Source organism: Candidatus Doudnabacteria bacterium, from assembly GCA_037200925.1.
Classification (GTDB): domain Bacteria; phylum Patescibacteriota; class Doudnabacteria; order UBA920; family O2-02-FULL-48-8; genus JBDTSL01.
Genome location: JBBCGO010000001.1, coordinates 292,594 through 311,093, shown reverse-complemented (window position 1 = coordinate 311,093; position 18,500 = coordinate 292,594). Strand labels below are relative to the sequence as shown.

At 49.5% G+C, this 18,500-nt stretch carries 19 protein-coding genes; 13 read left to right on the top strand and 6 right to left on the bottom strand.

The window, feature by feature from the left end:
- Positions 1–73 precede the first annotated feature (73 nt).
- The 8 genes from murB to WDN47_01750 all read left to right on the top strand — a co-directional run bounded on the left by murB (position 74) and on the right by WDN47_01750 (position 9,762).
- The gene (murB, locus tag WDN47_01785; protein ID MEJ0021293.1) at positions 74–1,126 is read left to right on the top strand and encodes a UDP-N-acetylmuramate dehydrogenase; all 1,053 of its coding nucleotides are present in this window, start codon (positions 74–76) and stop codon (positions 1,124–1,126) included.
- A 3-nt stretch (positions 1,127–1,129) separates the two neighbouring features.
- Complete coding sequence (murA, locus tag WDN47_01780; protein MEJ0021292.1) at positions 1,130–2,383, top strand: UDP-N-acetylglucosamine 1-carboxyvinyltransferase; 1,254 nt, start codon at positions 1,130–1,132, stop codon at positions 2,381–2,383.
- A gap of 2 nt (positions 2,384–2,385) precedes the next feature.
- Positions 2,386–3,393 carry a rod shape-determining protein gene (locus WDN47_01775; GenBank protein MEJ0021291.1) on the top strand — a complete coding sequence of 336 codons (1,008 nt, stop codon included), beginning with the start codon at positions 2,386–2,388 and terminating at the stop codon, positions 3,391–3,393.
- A gap of 1 nt (position 3,394) precedes the next feature.
- A complete protein-coding gene (locus WDN47_01770) occupies positions 3,395–5,116 on the top strand; it encodes a DUF2207 domain-containing protein (GenBank protein MEJ0021290.1) in 1,722 nt (573 codons plus the stop codon).
- 1,102 nt (positions 5,117–6,218) lie between these two features.
- Positions 6,219–7,016, top strand: coding sequence for an AAA family ATPase (locus WDN47_01765; protein ID MEJ0021289.1), 798 nt, complete (start codon positions 6,219–6,221; stop codon positions 7,014–7,016).
- Positions 7,013–8,077 (top strand): hypothetical protein, encoded by a 1,065-nt coding sequence (locus WDN47_01760; protein MEJ0021288.1) that lies wholly within the window; start codon positions 7,013–7,015, stop codon positions 8,075–8,077. Before WDN47_01765 ends, WDN47_01760 begins: the two co-directional genes overlap by 4 nt.
- A gap of 9 nt (positions 8,078–8,086) precedes the next feature.
- Complete coding sequence (frr, locus tag WDN47_01755; protein MEJ0021287.1) at positions 8,087–8,644, top strand: ribosome recycling factor; 558 nt, start codon at positions 8,087–8,089, stop codon at positions 8,642–8,644.
- The gene (locus WDN47_01750) at positions 8,641–9,762 is read left to right on the top strand and encodes a M50 family metallopeptidase (GenBank protein MEJ0021286.1); all 1,122 of its coding nucleotides are present in this window, start codon (positions 8,641–8,643) and stop codon (positions 9,760–9,762) included. Before frr ends, WDN47_01750 begins: the two co-directional genes overlap by 4 nt.
- 136 nt (positions 9,763–9,898) lie before the next feature.
- Here WDN47_01750 and WDN47_01745 read toward each other — a convergent pair whose 3' ends face one another.
- The 4 genes from WDN47_01745 to WDN47_01730 all read right to left on the bottom strand — a co-directional run bounded on the left by WDN47_01745 (position 9,899) and on the right by WDN47_01730 (position 11,335).
- A complete protein-coding gene (locus WDN47_01745; protein MEJ0021285.1) occupies positions 9,899–10,111 on the bottom strand; it encodes a hypothetical protein in 213 nt (70 codons plus the stop codon).
- 11 nt (positions 10,112–10,122) lie between these two features.
- Positions 10,123–10,416 carry a hypothetical protein gene (locus WDN47_01740; GenBank protein ID MEJ0021284.1) on the bottom strand — a complete coding sequence of 98 codons (294 nt, stop codon included), beginning with the start codon at positions 10,414–10,416 and terminating at the stop codon, positions 10,123–10,125.
- Positions 10,417–10,551: 135 nt separating this feature from the next.
- On the bottom strand, positions 10,552–10,815 hold the full coding sequence (locus tag WDN47_01735) for a hypothetical protein (protein ID MEJ0021283.1): 264 nt from the start codon (positions 10,813–10,815) through the stop codon (positions 10,552–10,554).
- 28 nt (positions 10,816–10,843) lie between these two features.
- On the bottom strand, positions 10,844–11,335 hold the full coding sequence (locus WDN47_01730) for a hypothetical protein (GenBank protein MEJ0021282.1): 492 nt from the start codon (positions 11,333–11,335) through the stop codon (positions 10,844–10,846).
- 136 nt (positions 11,336–11,471) lie between these two features.
- Between WDN47_01730 and proS the strand changes: the two genes are divergently transcribed.
- The 5 genes from proS (at position 11,472) to mrdA (ending at position 17,513) form a co-directional block, all read left to right on the top strand.
- The gene (proS, locus tag WDN47_01725; GenBank protein MEJ0021281.1) at positions 11,472–12,929 is read left to right on the top strand and encodes a proline--tRNA ligase; all 1,458 of its coding nucleotides are present in this window, start codon (positions 11,472–11,474) and stop codon (positions 12,927–12,929) included.
- A gap of 102 nt (positions 12,930–13,031) precedes the next feature.
- Positions 13,032–14,090: a rod shape-determining protein gene (locus WDN47_01720; protein MEJ0021280.1), complete on the top strand. Its 1,059-nt coding sequence runs from the start codon at positions 13,032–13,034 to the stop codon at positions 14,088–14,090.
- Positions 14,091–14,154: 64 nt separating this feature from the next.
- Positions 14,155–14,955 (top strand): rod shape-determining protein MreC, encoded by an 801-nt coding sequence (gene mreC, locus WDN47_01715; GenBank protein MEJ0021279.1) that lies wholly within the window; start codon positions 14,155–14,157, stop codon positions 14,953–14,955.
- Between the two features lie 141 nt (positions 14,956–15,096).
- A complete protein-coding gene (locus WDN47_01710) occupies positions 15,097–15,612 on the top strand; it encodes a hypothetical protein (GenBank protein MEJ0021278.1) in 516 nt (171 codons plus the stop codon).
- Complete coding sequence (gene mrdA, locus WDN47_01705; GenBank protein MEJ0021277.1) at positions 15,582–17,513, top strand: penicillin-binding protein 2; 1,932 nt, start codon at positions 15,582–15,584, stop codon at positions 17,511–17,513. The genes WDN47_01710 and mrdA overlap by 31 nt, the downstream gene beginning before the upstream one ends.
- 226 nt (positions 17,514–17,739) lie before the next feature.
- Here mrdA and WDN47_01700 read toward each other — a convergent pair whose 3' ends face one another.
- A complete protein-coding gene (locus WDN47_01700; GenBank protein MEJ0021276.1) occupies positions 17,740–18,054 on the bottom strand; it encodes a hypothetical protein in 315 nt (104 codons plus the stop codon).
- A gap of 100 nt (positions 18,055–18,154) precedes the next feature.
- Positions 18,155–18,382: a hypothetical protein gene (locus WDN47_01695; protein ID MEJ0021275.1), complete on the bottom strand. Its 228-nt coding sequence runs from the start codon at positions 18,380–18,382 to the stop codon at positions 18,155–18,157.
- Between the last annotated feature and the right edge of the window lie 118 nt (positions 18,383–18,500).

The following is an 18,500-nucleotide window of genomic DNA, read 5'->3' as shown; positions in this document are numbered from 1 at the left end:
TTTGCCGGCTTTTGTCCTCCGCGGTCAGGGGTTTTATTTTTGCTCCAAAATTGCTAGAATATCTAGGCTATTTATGGATATAAAAGAAAACTATTCGCTGGCGCCGTTAACGACATTCCGCATTGGCGGGCTGGCCCGATATTTTATTTCGGTCCGCAATTTAGAGGAACTGAAAGAGGCGCTGAGGATGGCCAAACGGAACAAGCTTGGCATTTTTATTTTGGGCGGCGGCAGCAACCTGCTCATTTCAGATAAAGGATTCCAAGGGCTGGTGATCGCGATGAACATAAAAGGCATTGAAGTGAAAGAAGCGGGAGAAACCGCGGAGTTGCGCGCGGGCAGTTCGGAAATCTGGGACGAAGTGGTCATGCTGGCCATATCAAGGAATTTATGGGGCATTGAAAACCTTTCCAATATCCCGGGTTTTGTCGGGGCCATTCCGGTTCAGAATGTTGGTGCATACGGCCAGGAAGCCTCGCAAGTGGTGGAGAATGTCGAAGCGCTTGACCTTGCCAGTCTGGAATTGAAAAATTTCAGCAACCAGGATTGCGCTTTCGCTTACCGCCAAAGCCGATTTAACACTGTTTGGAAAAATAAATACGCGATCTTGTCCGTGACATTCAAGCTTTCCAAACAGCCAAAACCAAATCTTGATTACGCTGACGTCAAAAAATATTTTGAAAATACTCCCGATCCCGGGCAACCGCAGATCCGACAGGCCATCATTGAGATCCGTAAAAGTAAGTTTCCGGACCTTGCGGCAGTCGGCACGGCCGGTTCATTTTTTAAAAACATTATTTTAAACAAAGAGCAATTTGATACCACGCTGGAACGCATCAAGGAGAATTTCGGCAGCGAAACAGCAGATAAATTGATCACGGCAGTGAACAAATTTCCCCAGGCAGATGGGATCAAAGTCCCGGCAGCGTTTCTGATAGACATTTGCGGACTGAAAGGCCGCAGCGCAGGCGATGCCAGGTTGTGGGAACGCCAGCCATTGGTTATAGTTAACCTGGGCCAAGCTAAAGCCGCGGATGTGATGAAATTGTTTGAACTGGTCAAAGCAGAAGTTTTGGCGAAAACCGGAATAGAATTAGCACCTGAACCGGAGTTCATCGGATTTTAAAATATGTCCAAGTTTATTATCAACGGCGGAAAAAAGTTGAAGGGGGAAATGCGCGTTTCAGGATCTAAAAACGCTTTGTTTCCGTTGTTTGCCGCAAGCTTGCTGACAATTGAGCCCTGCAGGTTTACCAATGTGCCTGAAATCAAGGATAAGCAGGTTATGGTTGATCTCATCACAGACTTGGGAGTTGAGGTGCAGGTTTCTGATCATGCTTTATCGGTCAATGCTGCAAATTTAAACAAATCTGAATTAAATCCCGAATTGACCGGCAAACTGCGCGGTTCAATTGTTCTGTTGGGCGCGCTTCTGGGCCGCACAAAAAAAGCTAAAATGAGCTTTCCCGGAGGCGACCTGATCGGCAAACGGCCGATCGATGCCCACGTGGCGTCATTTGAAGCTTTGGGCGCGAATGTTTCCTCTAATGGAGAAATTGAAATTTCAGCCGCAAAGCTTAAAGGCGCGAAAATTGTATTGCCTGAGTCTTCCGTCACTGCCACTGAAAATGCTATTCTGGCAAGTGTTTTGGCACAAGGCCAAACGACCATCAAGCTTGCGGCTATGGAGCCGCACGTACAGCAGCTGTGCGAATTTTTAAATAAAATGGGAGCCAAAATTTCCGGCATCGGCACTACGACAATTATTATTGATGGTGTAAAAAATTTGCACGGTGCAGAAATTGAATTGATCCCCGATTCCAATGAAGCGGCAAGTTTTATTGCCTTAGGGGCTGCCACCAAGGCTGATTTGAAAGTAACAGGGTTAAACCCGGAGTATCTAGATGATTTTTTGATGCAGCTTGCAAAAATGAAAGTTAATTTTGATGCTGGATCCGATTTCGTGCACGTTTCGCCGCCCAAGCAGGATTATGCCGCATCAAAGATCCAATGCGGGCTTTACCCGAAACTAGCCTCAGATGATGTGCCGGCTCTGGCCGTGCTGGCGACGCAGGCAACAGGCGAATCTTTGGTTTACGAATGGCTTTATGAAAATCGGCTCGGGTACATTGACCAGTTGAAGAAAATGGGGGCCCAGGCCGAGATCCTGGATCCGCATCGCGTAAAAATTACTGGCCCGACCCCTTTACATAATGCTAAGATAACTAGCTACGACCTGCGCATGGGCATCACTCTGGTCATCGCAGCACTTGTTGCAAATGGAGAATCAGAAATAGACGGCGTTGAGCATATTGACCGCGGATATGAGAAATTAGAAGAAAGACTAGGCGCGATCGGCGCAGACATTAAAAGGACAGACTAATCATGTTTTTACAAAAGATAGGGATTGACCTGGGCACGGCCAACACTTTGGTTTTCGTGCCGAAGAAAGGCATAGTTTTCAACGAGCCGACAGTGGTCGCGATATCAATAATCGACAACCGGATCCTGGCTGTGGGTGCGGAAGCGAAAGAAATGCTGGGCCGGACCCCGGATACGATCGTGGCTCACCGGCCGATGAAGGACGGAGTGATCGCTGATTACCGCGTGACCGAGGCCATGCTTCGGTATTTTATCAATAAAACCACTGGCAATATCCGGTTTTTCCGGCCTGAGGTCATGATCTCGGTGCCTGGCGGGATCACTTCCACGGAGAGGCGGGCGGTGATAGATGCGGCGCAAGCAGCGGGAGCCAAAGCCGCGTACGTGATCAAAGAAACTGTCGCCGCGGCCATCGGGGCGGGAATTGATATTGCCGCGGCTGCGGGCAACATGGTCATTGATATGGGCGGCGGCACCACTGACGTGGCGATCCTGTCCTTGGGTGGGATCGTGACGCAAACTTCGGTGCGGGTGGCGGGCAATAAGATGGACCAGGCCATTGCGGATTACATAAAGAAAAAACACGGTTTGGCAGTGGGAGACAGGACAGCTGAAGAAATCAAGATCAAGATCGGCTCAGCTTTGCCGGTAGAAAAAGAGACCGTCATTGAGATCCGCGGGCGCGATATGGTCCAGGGCCTGCCCAAAACCATCCAAGTTTCAACCAATGAAGTGGTAGAAGCGATCCAGGAAGAACTGCGCGAGATCATCAAAGCCATCCGGTCAGTGCTGCAGGAAACGCCGCCGGAACTGGCTGCGGATATTATTGACAAAGGCATGATCCTAACCGGCGGCACGGCTTTGCTGAAAAATATAGACAAGCTTATCGGCCAGGCGACCGGCGTGCCGGCGTATGTGGCTGAAGACGCCATATTGTGCGTGGTCAAAGGCACAGGTATTGCGCTGGACAATTTGGAAAGCTATAAAAAGAGCATTTTGGCCAGTAAATAACATGAAGAAGTTTGCCGCAATCTTTATTTTGCTATTTATGCCGCTTCTGGTTCAGGCGCAGCTTTCGGGCAGCGCTGAATCAGCTACGAACATTGATGTTCATATCAAAGTCAATACTGACAGCACCATCAACGTAAAGGAAACCATCCGCTATGATTTTGGCAATGTGGCGCACCACGGCATATATCGGGATATTCCGGTAAAGTATAATACCGGCTTGTCCGCGTTTAATTTAAGATTGTCCAATATAAAAGTATCTGATGACCAAGGCGTTCCCCAGCCGTTTTCAGTTTCCGGCATCGGCGACAATATGGAAATTAAGATCGGGGATCCTAATGTCACAATAGCCGGAGCGCATACTTATATTATTACTTATGACGTAAAACGGGCCATAAATTTCTTTTCCGATCACGACGAACTGTACTGGAATACGCTGGGCACAGACTGGAAAGTGCCGATCGGCCAAACATCGGCAACTGTGGAATTGCCGTCCGGGATCAAAGAGCAGGATATACAGGCCACTTGTTTTATCGGCGCTATGGGCAGCAGTACTCTTTGCAATTCTGAAAAAGCCGGAGAAATTATCAATTTTACATACACGCAACCTTTGCAGCCGGGCCAAGGCATGACGATCGTGGTCGGCTGGCCCAAAGGAATAGTCACTCCTCCCGGGACACTTTCGAAAATAAAAGATTTTTTGACTGACAATTGGGGTTTTGTAATTCCGCTTTTGGCATTCATCTTTTTGCTTTACTATTGGAACAAAAAAGGCAGGGACCCCAAAGACCGGGAGGTTATAATTGCCGAATACGGACCGCCTGACAACCTCAGTCCAATCGAGGTCGGGGCAATCATTGACGGAAAAGTTGATAACCGTGATTTAACGGCGGAAATTATCCAGCTGGCGGTCCAAGGTTATTTAAAGATCACCCGCATCGAGGAACACTCCTTTGCAGCATCTCTTTTTGCCTCTTATGATTACCAATTGGATCTGCTCAAACCTTTCGATGATCTGGAAAATAGTTTTGACCAACAACTTTTGACCGGATTATTTGACGGCAAACAGAGCGTCAAGACATCCGATCTGAAAGGCAGCTTTTCTTCCAAAGCCAGTCAAATAATGATGGATGTTTATAAAAACACCGTGAACAAAGGCTATTTTAGCAGCAACCCGACTGTCATCAAAAGCCTTTTTATCTCGGTGGGCCTGGCAGTGATCGTCTTTTCGATTGTTAGCGCGCCTTACCTGGGCAACGTGGGCTTGCCGCCGAATTTTGCCTCGGTTTTCAGTCTGATCCTGACAGGGTTGTTAATAATTGCTTTCGGATACATAATGCCGCGGCGGACGGAAAAAGGAGTTTTGGTCCGGGATCAAATTAAAGGCTTGCAAGAATATCTGTCGGTTGCCGAGGCGGACCGGATCAGATTCCATAATGCCCCGGAAAAAACGCCTGCAGTTTTTGAAAAACTGCTGCCGTATGCGATAGTGTTAAAAGTTGAAAAAGAATGGGCTGCGCAATTTGAGAATATCTATAAACAGCCGCCAACCTGGTATGGCGGAGTTTGGGGGCCGCAATTTTCCGCCATTGCATTTACCCATGATCTGGGGAATTTTGGCAGCGTTTCGGCGGCAAGCTTTAGTACTGCCGCCTCCGGAGGCAGCGGGTTTAGCGGGGGCGGTGTTGGAGGCGGCGGAGGCGGAGGCGGAGGAGGCGGCTGGTAGAGACTGTGCCACCTGTTGACAAAATACTCAACTGGAACTACATTTGTAGCTACCAGTTGTTTTAAGTTTGAGTTTGAGTGAGAGGCCGGCAGTTTCGGCCTCGCGAGGAGAAGGCAGAGGTTGTGTTGATCGCCAGCCAGGCGTCGCCATGCGCCGGCTGTGAAAGAAGATCGCGCATTTGGCCTGCGGCCTTGGGTATCCTAAGCGCGCGCACTATGCCAACTCCTCGTTCTTGCCGTTCCATACCCCCAGCGAATGTCTGCCTTGGAGCGGCCCGGCAAAGCAGAAGGATTGAGATTCAATCGCTTTAAGGGAAGCGGTCACTCAATTCTCTGCTGTTGCTGGAATTATCCGGAGGAATCATTTCCCAGCAGTCGGTCCTTTGCCGCTGCCCCGCAAATCGCCTGATTTGCGGTTTTTTTAACCACAAAATATCCAAAGGTTAAACACAGTTTATGCACAACTCGGAAAAAATTTTGAGTATTCCTTAGATTTTTTGAATATTTTATTTTTTCTTGACGGCATAAACTCAGGTTTCTATAATAGTTTCACCATGGAATTCGGAAGGAGTAATCTTTTCGAATCAGGACGGCACTAAAAAAGCTGTTCGAAGGATCAGGCACTGTTGAATCCGAATTGGTACGCTGGCGCAAGAAACGGCGCCGGTTAAGAACAAGCAAGGGCAACCTCTTGGACCAGTTCCCAGGCTAGTGGAGTCCGTAAGGGCAAAGTTAGCGGAAGCAGCAGCACACCGGTTCATTAAAAATCACCGTAAGGTGGTTTTTAAATATCTGTATTCTTCGAGCGCAGCGAGGAGTCTAACGAACAATAACAGTTTCTCCCAAAGCTACCCACATGTTGTCCACGCAGTGATCGAAAACACAAGCAATTATATAGTTTTTTTAATTTTTTGACTCAATAATTAGGTTAACTTAAGATACTTGAGGTTAAGCCTATCTCTGCGCGAGAAACAATTTGTACAAAATAAAAATCAGTGGACTGTAATCGAAACTTCGCGATATCGTTCGCAGGATCGATTAAAAAGGTCTACTGATTTTTTATTTGGCTTAAATTATCAAAAATGTTATAATTTACTGGCTTTATGGACATAGATTGGCAAATTGCCGGACACAAAAGACAAATTGAGTTTCTTGAGAATGCTGTGAAAAAAGGCAGGCTGGCGCATGCCTACACTTTTGCCGGGCCGGATTCTGTCGGCAAAAAAACTATTGCGCTGAAGTTGGCGTATGCTTTGCTGGAAGGTGAGAGAGAATTTCACCCGGACCTTTTGGAGATCAACGGCGAGGCGGGTATCAAAATTGAACAGATCCGCGAACTGGTTTATAAACTTTCTCTCAAGCCTTATCAGGCCAAATACAAAATCGCGGTCATAGACCAGGCGGAAAATCTGAACACGGAAGCGGCGAATGCTTTGCTTAAAACCTTGGAGGAAGCAAAGCATAACACGATAATTATTCTGGTTACCGCCAATCCAAATCGTTTGCCCAAAACTATAATTTCCCGCACGCAGAAAATTAATTTTGGCCTGGTCGCCGGTATTGAATTTGCAAAGTTCGGAGGCAAGCCGGGGCTGGCGCTAAGAATCGCGAATGACAAGGATTTTTTGGAAACCTTGGAAACCAGCGAAAGTTACTATCAAACTTTTATGGCTTCTGATCTGCCCGACAAGCTCATCGCGGCATACGAAATAGCAGACTTGGAAACGGTCCAGATCAAAGCCTTGCTGGAGGTTTGGATAGTAAAGTTGCAGGCTCTTCTGCAAACCAATGCCGAAAAGCAATTGGCGAATAAAATCTCACAGGTGGCTGATGCGCGGCGGTTTTTGGATCAGAATGCGAATGCCAAACTTTTGCTGACCAATTTAATGCTCAGTTCATGAAGAAAATAATTATTTTGCTTTTAGGCTTATCTTTGACTGCGGCCAGCTGCGATCTCGGCGGTCTTATTGATCTGGGCGGCGGAGGAGTGCGCGGCGTTTTGAAATCTGAAGACAACGGCGAAACTTTCAAGCCTGCGGAAAAGCTGGCGAACAAAGGGGACATCAGCACCGTTACCGCCAACTCATTGGCTTTTGACCCGAGCACTCCTGATACGCTATATATGGCGGCTTCCGGAGGAATATATAAATCCACTGACGGGGCGAAAACCTGGCGTTATATTTTGTCCAACATATCAGTTGCGGACATCGGGATCGACCTGTATCAGCCGAATGTCATTTATGCTGCCGGCATCGTGGGCCAAAACGGCAAGATCATCAAAAGCCTGGATGGCGGCACTTCCTGGGTGGATGTTTATACCGAACCGTCAAAAAATAACACAGTGTCGGCTGTCGCAGTATCGCCGGGCAATTCGTCTATTGTACTGGCCGGCCTTGCCACAGGCGAGATCATCCGCTCGTTTGACGGAGGACACACCTGGCAATCAAGCAAAGATCTTGCCGATCGGATCATCCGCATAAAATTCGGGCCTTCCGGGTCCGCATATGCTTTGACGGTGCATAAGGGAATTTTCAGAAGCTCTGATTTGGGAGTTGGCTGGGACCTGATCTCAGGTTCACTTTCCGGCAGCTCTTTCAGCAGCGCCAACCAAGCGCCCACTTCAGTCACGGTTTTCTACGATCTGGCTCTGGATCGCAGGCAGACCGGGGTGTTATATTTAGGGACAGAGCAGGGGCTGTTCCGGAGCGTAGATGACGGGAATTCCTGGGCTTTCTTAAGCTTCCCCGTCAAAAACGCTTCGCTTCGCGCATCAGCCGTGGCAGTGGACCCGAATAATTCCAACAGCCTGTTTGCCGCAGTATCTTCAACGATCTTCAAAAGCAGCAACGGCGGGGTGACCTGGGAAACTAAGATCTTGCCCACCGCCGCAGGAGTCAGGTCTATTTTGATCAATCCCCAAACGAACAATGTAATTTATCTGGGCCTTGGCCCGGGCCAGTGACGGAATATTATGAATCTGGATATTCTAGATAAAAAAACCGGTGAATTTGCAAATATCGTCGAGCATATGAAGCATGAGCTAGCTTCACTTCGCACAGGCAGAGCTTCCGCGGCATTGGTGGAAAATTTAATCGTGGAATTCTACGGCACGCCCACACCGCTGATGCACATGGCTCAGATCACGGTGCCTGAGCCTAGGAGCATTGCCATCCAGCCGTATGACAAAAACGCGCTCAAGGATGTGGAGAAGGCGGTCCAGGTTTCCAATCTTGGGATCAATCCCGTCAATGACGGCACATATATTCGGCTCACTATCCCCCAGATGACAGAAGAGCGCAGAAAAGATCTGGTCAAGGTCGTGGGACAAATGAGCGAGAAGGCGCGGGTCTCGGTGCGCAACATCCGCGAAGACGCCTGGAAGGAGATCCAGAAAATGGAAAAAGACGGCAAGATCTCGGAAGACGATAAAATTGCCGCCAAAGAAGAGCTGCAGGAGGTCGTGGATAAATATAACGAAGAGATAAAAAAATTGGCGGATGTGAAAGAGAAGGAAGTTTTGACGATATGATGATCTTGCTTGCAATTGTTGTTTTTATAATAATCCTCGGAATACTCGTATTCGTACACGAACTGGGGCATTTTATCATGGCCAAGCGCGCCGGCATGCGGGTGGAGGAATTCGGCTTCGGGTTCCCGCCGCGGATATTTGGTATCCAAAAAGGCGAAACACTCTACTCTATAAACTGGATCCCTTTGGGGGGATTTGTAAAGATCGTCGGCGAAGACGGCTCGGATTCGCCGGACCCCGAAAGCTTCGGCAATAAATCATTTTGGCAGAGATTTTTTGTATTGCTGGCCGGGGTTACGATGAACGTGATATTGGCCTGGGTTCTGATCTCTATCGGCATGGGTCTCGGCCTGCCTACGGTCTTGGACGAAGGCGACCAACTGCCGGCGTCAGCGCATATAAAAAATCAGACGATCGGGATCCTGGAAGTTGAGGCGAAGACGCCGGCAGCAGATGCAGGTCTTAAGCCGGGTGATTCTATCACTAAGATCAACGGTCAGCCGGTGGGTTCAATTCAGGACACGCAAACCGCAACGCTTGCCGATGCCGGCAAACCGACGATTTTTACCATAAAACGCGGCTCGGAAATTTTTGATAAAACTATAACTCCCAGAGTAAATCCCCCCTCAGGAGAAGGATCTTTGGGAGTGGCTCTGGGCAGCGTTGCTTATGTTTCGTATCCGTGGTATCAGGCTCCCTATAGAGGAGGCATAGCGGTAATTAATCTGATCATCCTGACAGTTACTACTTTCGCATCTCTGATCGGGCAATTCTTTCAAGGCCATAACGTGGGTGCGCAGCTTTCGGGTCCGGTGGGGATCGCCGTGCTGACCAAGGATGTCACTGCACTTGGGTTTATTTATCTTTTGCAATTTACGGCCGTGCTCTCGGTAAATCTGGCGATCATTAATGCCGTGCCGTTCCCGGCGCTCGACGGCGGGCGGGTATTGTTTTTGATCATAGAAAAGATCCGCGGCAAGAAAATGCCGATCCGGGCTGAGATCTGGGCGAACACCATCGGATTTATGCTCCTGCTATTGCTTATGGTCGTTGTGACAGTGCATGACGTGGGACATTACAGCACGCAATTCAAAAATTTGTTCCATAGGATATTTTAATAACGCCCCCGGCACTTCGTGCCACCCCTCTTAAAATAAGAGGAGGTGAGTTAGCCTAAGAGTTAGCGGGGGAGTTACTTTTTTAAAAAAAAACGCGGGGACGAAGATGTTGAGTCTTCCGCCTCTCGCGTGTATGTTAATCACTCTTCTGTGATTTTTCCAGAATGTCCGCAGCCAAAGCCTCAACAGCCTTGCTTGCTTCAGCGCGCCTGGCCTTGGCTTCTTCGCCCAGCTTTTTTGCGATAGCGTCCGTAAGCGCTTGAATCAGCACTTCCGGCCGGTCTACAGGATCAAGCTTATGAGCTTCCACTATTCCTGCGATGATCGCTTTGAGCTCTTTTCGGGTCATGACTTCCTCCTTTACCAATCCGGTTCCGGATACCTGCTGGTACCTCGCCGGGTTTTCGGGTTCCATTCAAGGCAATGCTTTAGTTGGGCTCCCAGCAATTCAACAGCCACGATCAGGAACATTTTCCGTTTCTTTTCAAGGTGCCAGCCGTTCATGGTCGACACGGAAAAAACGAGAAACTTACCGGTCTTTGCAGATCCTTGCACTTCCTTGTAGCGAAAAGTTATTGCCCGACCGGTCTTCAGAGCGTCGCAGATGGTCTTCCATGTCGGGCCGCTGGTGAATAAGTATATCTGTTTGTTCATCGGTATCGTCCTCCTGCAAATACTTCGTCCAAGAATAAGGGATTTATGATAGTTTGTCAATAAAAAAAACGCGCGGAGGGAAGATTTTGAGTCTTCCACTCCTCGCGTTGTCGAGAATATTTCGATGGCCGAGCCTTACTGTGGGTCCCTGCTCAGGCCATTAGACTTGAGCCAAGCTTTGAGATCGTCGAACAGACGCTGGGAATCGGCTCCGAGCACTATCTCTTCATCGAGGTTGATCGCGAGCATAGGGGGGATCTTTTGCTCCTGAGCGATCGCGGCGCCGATCTGAGTGTAGCGTTTCTCGAACTCTTCTCTGAATGCTTGATTGCCGTCGAACAGGTCGAGCGACTGTTTGATTATTCCGCCGAGATCAAGAACTTCTCCGAGTGTGCTCATTTGTAACCTCTTCAATTCCTCGCGGTTGTCAGCTTGCAACGCGCTTGTAAATGAACATCGGCATCCACTCTATGATGCGTTCTCTCCTTCTCCATTCTTTCTCGGAGCGAACCCGCGGCTGAGTTGAATCAGCACAGTACCATTCGTGTTCGGGATAGCGCTCGACATACTCACACACTCGGACGGTAATCCGTACGCCGGCCTCCCGGATGGCATACTCCAGGTCCCGCTTGCAGCGCCAGAGGTGTGGCTTGGCGCAAGCCAGCCAGAGTTCGCCGATGCCGAGGCGGATCGCCCAGGCAACAGCGCCTCTGACGATCCGGAGAGTAGGCGGGGGGTTGCCGGGTTCTTCCGGAGTGTATTCGACTTCGATACCGTCGTCGATTCGCACATCACGTTGAGTGTACACCGGCGCCTCTAGTTGCAGTGCTTTCCTTCCTGCCATCCAAGCAATCCGCTCGTTGGAACGAATGCTGTCAGGCACTCCAAAGGCCTGCGCGACGACGCCTTTTCGTGTCATCGATCCTCCTCTTGAAAATCGTACGTTTTTGTTGTTTGAAGAAAAAAGTGCTCGTGTCAGAATGTGACACAACAAGCAATTATACGCCTTTTGGCCTGTTTTGTCAAGAGAATGATAAAAATGCTATAATTGGCCTATGATAAAAGCTTTTGAGAAAAAAGGGCTGACGAAAAAATCAGAAAATATTTCGGAATGGTACCATGATGTGATTCTGCGCGCGGAACTGGCCGAATACTCGGATGTGAAAGGCTGCATGATCATCAGGCCGCACGGCTATGCGGTCTGGGAAAATTCAGTGGCAGTTCTGGATGCCTGGTTCAAAGCTGACGGCGTGCAAAACGTTTACTTCCCGATCTTTATTCCGATGAGCCTGTTTGAGAAAGAAAAACAGCATGTGGAGGGTTTCTCGCCGGAGCTGGCTGTGGTGACGATAGCCGGCGGTGAAAAACTGGCAGAGCCTTTGGCCGTGCGCCCGACTTCGGAAACCGTGATCACCCAGAAATTTGCGGAGTGGATCCAGAGCCACCGCGATCTGCCCATGAAGCTCAATCAATGGTGCAATGTCGTACGGTGGGAAAAACGCACCTATCCGTTCATGCGGACTTCGGAGTTTTTGTGGCAGGAAGGCCACACCGCGCACACTGACCGGGAAGACGCCATGGTCATGACCTTGAAGGCTTTGGAATGGTACAGGAAGTTTTATGAAGAATATTACGGCATCTCGGTTTACGTCGGGCTTAAAAGCCGCGGCGAGACTTTTGCCGGCGCTGTTGAAACTTATGCCATAGAGCTTGTTATGCCGGATGGCAAGGCTTTGCAAGCCGCTACGTCACATTATTTGGGTGAAAATTTCGGTAAAGCATTCAACGTGCAATATTTGGACGATAAAGGCGAAAAGCAGTTCGTGCACCAAACCTCTTGGGGTTTTTCCACCCGCGCGATAGGAGGTTTGATCCTGTCGCACGGCGATGATTCAGGTCTGGTCTTGCCGCCAAAAGTGACGCCAATTCAGGTTGTGATTTTGCCTATCAACAATAAAGACGCAGGAATGCAGGAAAAAATTGCCGAGACAGCCGCAAAAATAAAAGAACAGCTTGTGAAAAAAGGGATCAAGGTCAAAATTGATGATGATGCCAAAGCATCATTGGGCTTTAGAATAAATGAATCCGAATTAAAGGGGATTCCGTTAAGATTGGAGATCGGGGCTAAGGAATTGGAACAAAACGCGGTCCAGTTCGTTAGAAGGGATAACTTTGAAAAAGGCCAGGTTAAATTGGACGGAATTGAAAGATCAGTGGCGGAATTGCTTGAGAAGATCCAGAATGATATGTTTGCCAAGTCGGATGCAAACAAAAAAGCCCTGACTTTTGAGGCCAATGAGATCCATGAGTTCAAAAGAATGCTGGAAGAGAAGAAAGCTTTTATCCGGGTTCCTTGGTGCGAGGATACGGATTGCGAAAAAAGGATAAAAGCCGATACCAAAGCAACGCCAAGAGTTCTGGAGCTTGACCGGATGAACGAAAAAGAAGATTTGAAATGCTTTGCCTGCGGGAAAAAGGCACACCGGCATTGGCTGTTTGCCCAGAGTTATTAATTTAGCCAAAAATTATTTACAATTCGTAAAAAAATCATTACAATTTAGAAAACACAACAACAAAAAACTAAATAAAATCGTTCCAATCAGTAAACTTCCCGTATGGCTATCTTAGATTTCGTGTTCGACAAATTTTCAAGAGACATTGGAATTGATCTTGGCACAGCCAATACCCTTGTATATGTCAAAGGCAAGGGTATTGTTATTAATGAGCCTTCCGTGGTGGCCATCAATCAGAAAACCAAACAGATCCTGGCCATCGGCGATGAGGCCAAGCGCATGGTGGGCCGAACCCCTTCGCACATCGTGGCGCACCGGCCGCTCGTGGATGGCGTGATATCAGACTTTGAGGTCACTGAGCAGATGCTGAGGTATTTTATTGATAAAGTAAATCAGGCGGCATTGGGATTTTTATCCCGGCCGCGCGTGGTCATCGGCATTCCGTCGGGAGTGACGGAAGTGGAAAAGCGCGCGGTGCAGGACGCCACTCTCAATGCCGGCGCCAGAATGGCATTTTTGATAGAGGAGCCGATGGCCGCTGCCATTGGGGCGCGTATGCCGGTCCAGGACCCGCAAGGTTCGTTCATCGTGGATATTGGCGGCGGGACGGCGGAAATTGCCGTGATCTCCCTGGGCGGCATCGTGGTATCCAGGAGCATAAGAGTTGCGGGGGACGAGATGAACGAGAATATCATCCAGTTCGCCCGCGATGAATTCAATTTGCTTGTCGGCGAGCGCACTGCTGAGGAAGTGAAGATCAAGATCGGCTCAGCGTTGCTTTTGAAAGACCATATGAAAACCCACATCCGAGGGCGGGACTTGGTCACTGGCCTTCCGAAAGAGGTGACTGTGAATGATGAGCAGATCAGGCACGCGCTCGGCCGCAGCGTGCGGATGATCGTGAATAACATCAAATCCGTGATCGAGGAAACTCCTCCTGAACTGGTGGCGGATATAATGGAGCGCGGCATCACTCTGGCCGGAGGCGGAGCACTGCTGCGGGGCCTGGATCAGATGATCGCGGAAGAAACACAAATGCCGGTCATGGTCGCGGATGATCCGCTGACGGCAGTGGTGCGCGGCTGCGGCATTGTGCTGGAAGACCTTCCTAGCCTGAAAGAAGTCCTGGTGCTGACTGAGTTTGAACAAATACCAAGGTAAGAAGTGTAACGTGTAACTTGTAACGTATAGCGCTGCACGTTACGCTCTACACACTACACGTCCTATGCGCTTTATCTACTCCAAAACTTTTACCAAGATCTTTACGATCTTTATCCTTCTGGCATTTTTGGTCATTCTGGACGCCAAAGGCTATCTCGGGCTTTTGAAAGACGGTTTTTTTCGGGTTTACGGCGTCAGTGTGGCCAAGGTTGCCGGGGTCACAAACGGCGTGAAGAGTATTTTCAGCACAATATTTACGATCAAAAATCTGGCCTCAGACAACGCCAAGCTCTCTTCGCAGATAGATCAGCTGGCATTTGAAAACGCCAGATTGAAATCCGACCAGGAAGAAAATGTAGGCTTGCGCAAGGCTCTGAATTTTAAACAGGCTTCCCAGCTCAACCTTTTGCCTGTTGAGGTTCTAAATTCTGATCCCACCGGATTTACCCAGGTGCTTGTGATAGATAAAGGCAGCAGCGAGGGAGTGAACCTTGATCAGCCGGTAGTGGTGGCACCCGGACTTTTGGTGGGCAAAGTCACTAAACTTTATCCGAACTCCAGCCAAGTGACCCTGATCACTGACCCGTCCACGGTCATCAATGCCGAAGTTGTGGATTCGGGAGCGCGCGGCCTGGTGCACGGCGAGCACGGGCTGGGTTTGAGCCTGGATCTGGTGACTCAGAACGAACTGATCAAAACCGATGATGAGGTCATTACTTCCGGCTTATCAAATGATTTTCCCCGCGGTTTGCTGATCGGGGATGTGGCGGGCATCAGGTCTTCATCCACGGACCTGTTTCAAAAAGCATTCGTATCTCCGGCCGCAGATTTGCGCAGCCTTCAATTTTTATTTGTTGTTCAATAAGGCGCTCGGATGCAGCAAAAAAAGACGGCATAAATTTGCTGGTCGCAAATTTATGCCTAAGTCCTCGGCCTCGCCGCGAAATTGCGGCTTCGGCCTCGAAATTCTTTTTTATGCCGCATCCTCGCTAAGGGTTAAAAAGATATGCGTCCCATCATTTGGTTCCTGTCATTATTCTTGCTGCTGATCATCCAGGCCGGAGTGCTGGTGCCTTTGCATTTGGCGCCGGTCAATTTGGTCCTGGTCATGATAGTCGTAGCTGTGCTGCTGGCGGATTTTAATTTGGGACTGGGCCTGACCCTGACCGGAGGATTGCTTTTGGATTTTGTGTCAGGCTCGCCCGACGGGCTTGTGACCATGAGCCTGCTCGGCGTATTTTTGCTGCTGTACTTTATCGTCAATTCCGTGCTGGCGCGCGAAGTCACCCAGATCATTTTGTTCACCTCGGTGGCTGTGAGCACCGTGGCTTATTTTGCACTATTCTTAATATTCAACCGCATCTTCGGCCTGTTCGGTCTGGACACGGCTTTGGATCTTCCTTATATGCTGAGCGTGGGGCTGCCGCTGATGCTGCTGTTCAATTTGATCTTTACGTATCCGATCTTTCAATATTATCTTTGGATGCAAAAATGGACAACCCGTTTCAAACCAACAACTTAAATACCCGCAAGATCAAATCCGGCAAAAACCTCGCTTTTGAAGAGGCATTTATGGATCTGCAGAACGAAGATGCAGACGGGCTGGACGATGAGCGCGAGGAATTGAATTATCGAGTATTGGGCACAGTGGCGATCTTTTGCCTGATCGCCCTGTTCGGCCGGATCTTTTATCTGGAGGCCGTAAAAGGAGCCGAATATAAAGCGCTGGCTGAAGGAAACAAACTTCGCGTGCAATACGTATTGGCTCCTCGCGGCCTGCTGCTCGACCAGTATGGCAAGCTGATCGCCGGCAATGTGCCGAACTTTGAGCTCGTAGCCGTAACCTCAGATCTTCCAAAAGACACGGCTGTATACCAGTCCAGCCTGGCCGAGGTTGCCCAGATAATCGGCAAAGACCCCTCAGAGCTTTCGGACAATATCAGCAGGATGAAGCAGGATTCTTTCCAGGCCCAGACCCTGGTTCAGGATATTACGAAAGATCAGGCCCTGGTGCTGATCTCCAAACAGGATGACTTGAAAGGTTTTGTTGTCCAGAACAATGCCATCCGCGATTATAAGGACCCGCTGGTGTTCTCCCACCTGGTCGGCTATACGGGAAAGATCACGACTGACGAGCTTGCCGCGCACCAGGATTCGGATTATGCGCTGAACGACTACATCGGCAAAACCGGCCTAGAGTATCAGTACGAGCAATACTTGCGGGGAGAGGCGGGAAAAAGGCAGTCGGAGATCGATGCCCAGGGAAATTTTAAGCGCACTCTGGCCGAAGTGCCGGCCGTACCGGGGAATAATGTCAAACTGAACATTGATTATGACCTGCAGAAGGTGCTTTATGACAGTTTGGTATCGCAGATGAATTCGGTGCACGTAAAAAAAGGCGCGGTCGTGGCTACCGATCCTCAGACCGGGCAGGTACTGGCGCTGATCTCGATGCCATCCTTTGACAACAATTTGTTTGCTCAGGGTATCAGCCAGGATGATTATTTAAAGCTCACCAATAATTCCGATAACCCGCTTCTCAATCGCGCCATCTCCGGCCAATATCCGCCGGGCTCCACTATTAAACCGGTCATGGCCACGGCCGGCCTGACCGAGGGAGTCATCACCACCAAGACCAAAATTTTGGATGACGGCGTCATCCGCGTGGGCAGTTTTACTTTTTACGGTTATGAGCACGGGGGCTTGGGACTGATGGATATTTATTCCGCGATAGCCAAATCTTCCGACATTTATTTTTACACCGTGGGCGGCGGTAATCTGAAAACCGGATTCCAGGGTCTTGGGCCTGATAAGATCGCGGCCTGGTTTCATAAATTTAATTTGGGTAAAACTCTGGGCATAGACCTGCCCGGGGAAAAGCCGGGGCTGGTGCCTGATCCTGCCTGGAAACAGGCCGTCCAAAAATCCCCTTGGTATCTCGGGGATACATATCATGAATCGATCGGGCAAGGGGATGTTCTGGCCACGCCGCTGCAGATCAACAGCTGGACTTCCACAATCGCCAACGGCGGCAAGGTCATGCAGCCATATATTTTGGATGAGGTCGACGGCAAGGACGGAGAGGTTTTGGCCAAAGGCGCGCCTAAGGCTCTGGCTGAGAATATCTTTGACCCGAATGTTATAAAGATCGTGCAGGACGGAATGCGCCAGACTGTGACAGACGGTTCAGGCCGGGCATTGAACAGTCTGCCGATCCCTGTGTCCGCCAAAACCGGCACTGCCCAATACGATGCGAAAAATTTAAGCAAATACCATGCCTGGTTCACTTCCTATGCTCCGTCAGATAATCCGCAGATCGCGATCACGGTCCTGATCGAAGGCGGCGGTGAAGGGTATTCAGTGGCTGGCCCTGTGGCCAAAGCAGGATATGCCTGGTGGGCGGCGAACAGGTATAAGAAGTAGCTCCGACAGAGGCGCTCGGCCTTTACAAAAACTACCGGCAGTCAAATTTAATTAAATTTGCTGCCTGCTTTCTCGGCCGACTAAGGTCGGCCTGCGAAGGCTAGTTTTTTGCAAAGGCCTCGCTTTTTGCCGTCGCTTGGGAGGAGAGAGAAAGAAATGGAGTCAATAAAAAACCGCATTGGTCTGTGACCAAGGCGGTTGTGCGGCTTTCAAACTTCTGCTGGCATCAGTTGATCTGAACTCTGAGAAGCTCGATCAGCCGGTTGAGGTTCTCTTCCCTCATCCGGATTATTTGTTCGGTCGCTTCGAAGAGCCTGCGGAATTCAGGAGGCGGCTCTTTGTACGTCTTTCCCGGAGGATCAGTGGTCGTGGTTGTGCGGTCCCGGATGTTCTCGAGAATTAAGAGCGCGTCCTTCACTCCGCCTGCCTCAAACCGGATCATGGCAGTCTCGATGTCGGCAACCATCATTTCGTAGCCCCAGTTATCAGGATCATTCTGTTCATGAGTCGGGGTGACCCAGGCATCCCTCTCACTCTTCATGAGCTGGAGGATCGCCTCGCGGGCTTCCGAGGTCATGTTCGTCATTCTTCTTGCCTCCGTTTTTTTTGCGCGCCGAGGAAATATGAACGAAAGCTTTGTCCTACTCGATAATTTCGCAAAGCTCACGAATTATCTCACCGAGGTCGCTTAAATTTTTCGCCGCGGCAATGACGTGCTTTCTGGCTGCGGCTGTTTCGTCAGCCAGTTTCTGCCCGACAGAGATGGCAATGTCCGTGACAAGAATTTCGCTGTCAGCGTCGCTGAGGCTGATCTCAGTGCGGTTGGCGATCGTCTTTCTGACGATACATTCTAACTCCAAACGGTCCATGCCACTGCCTCTTTCTGAGGGTTGACCCAATCTCCTCGATGGTTTACGTTTGCGGCTCCGCTAGTTTGAAGTGAGCTAGATCATAGTGGTTTTTGCCCGTTTTGTCAATACAGAGTAT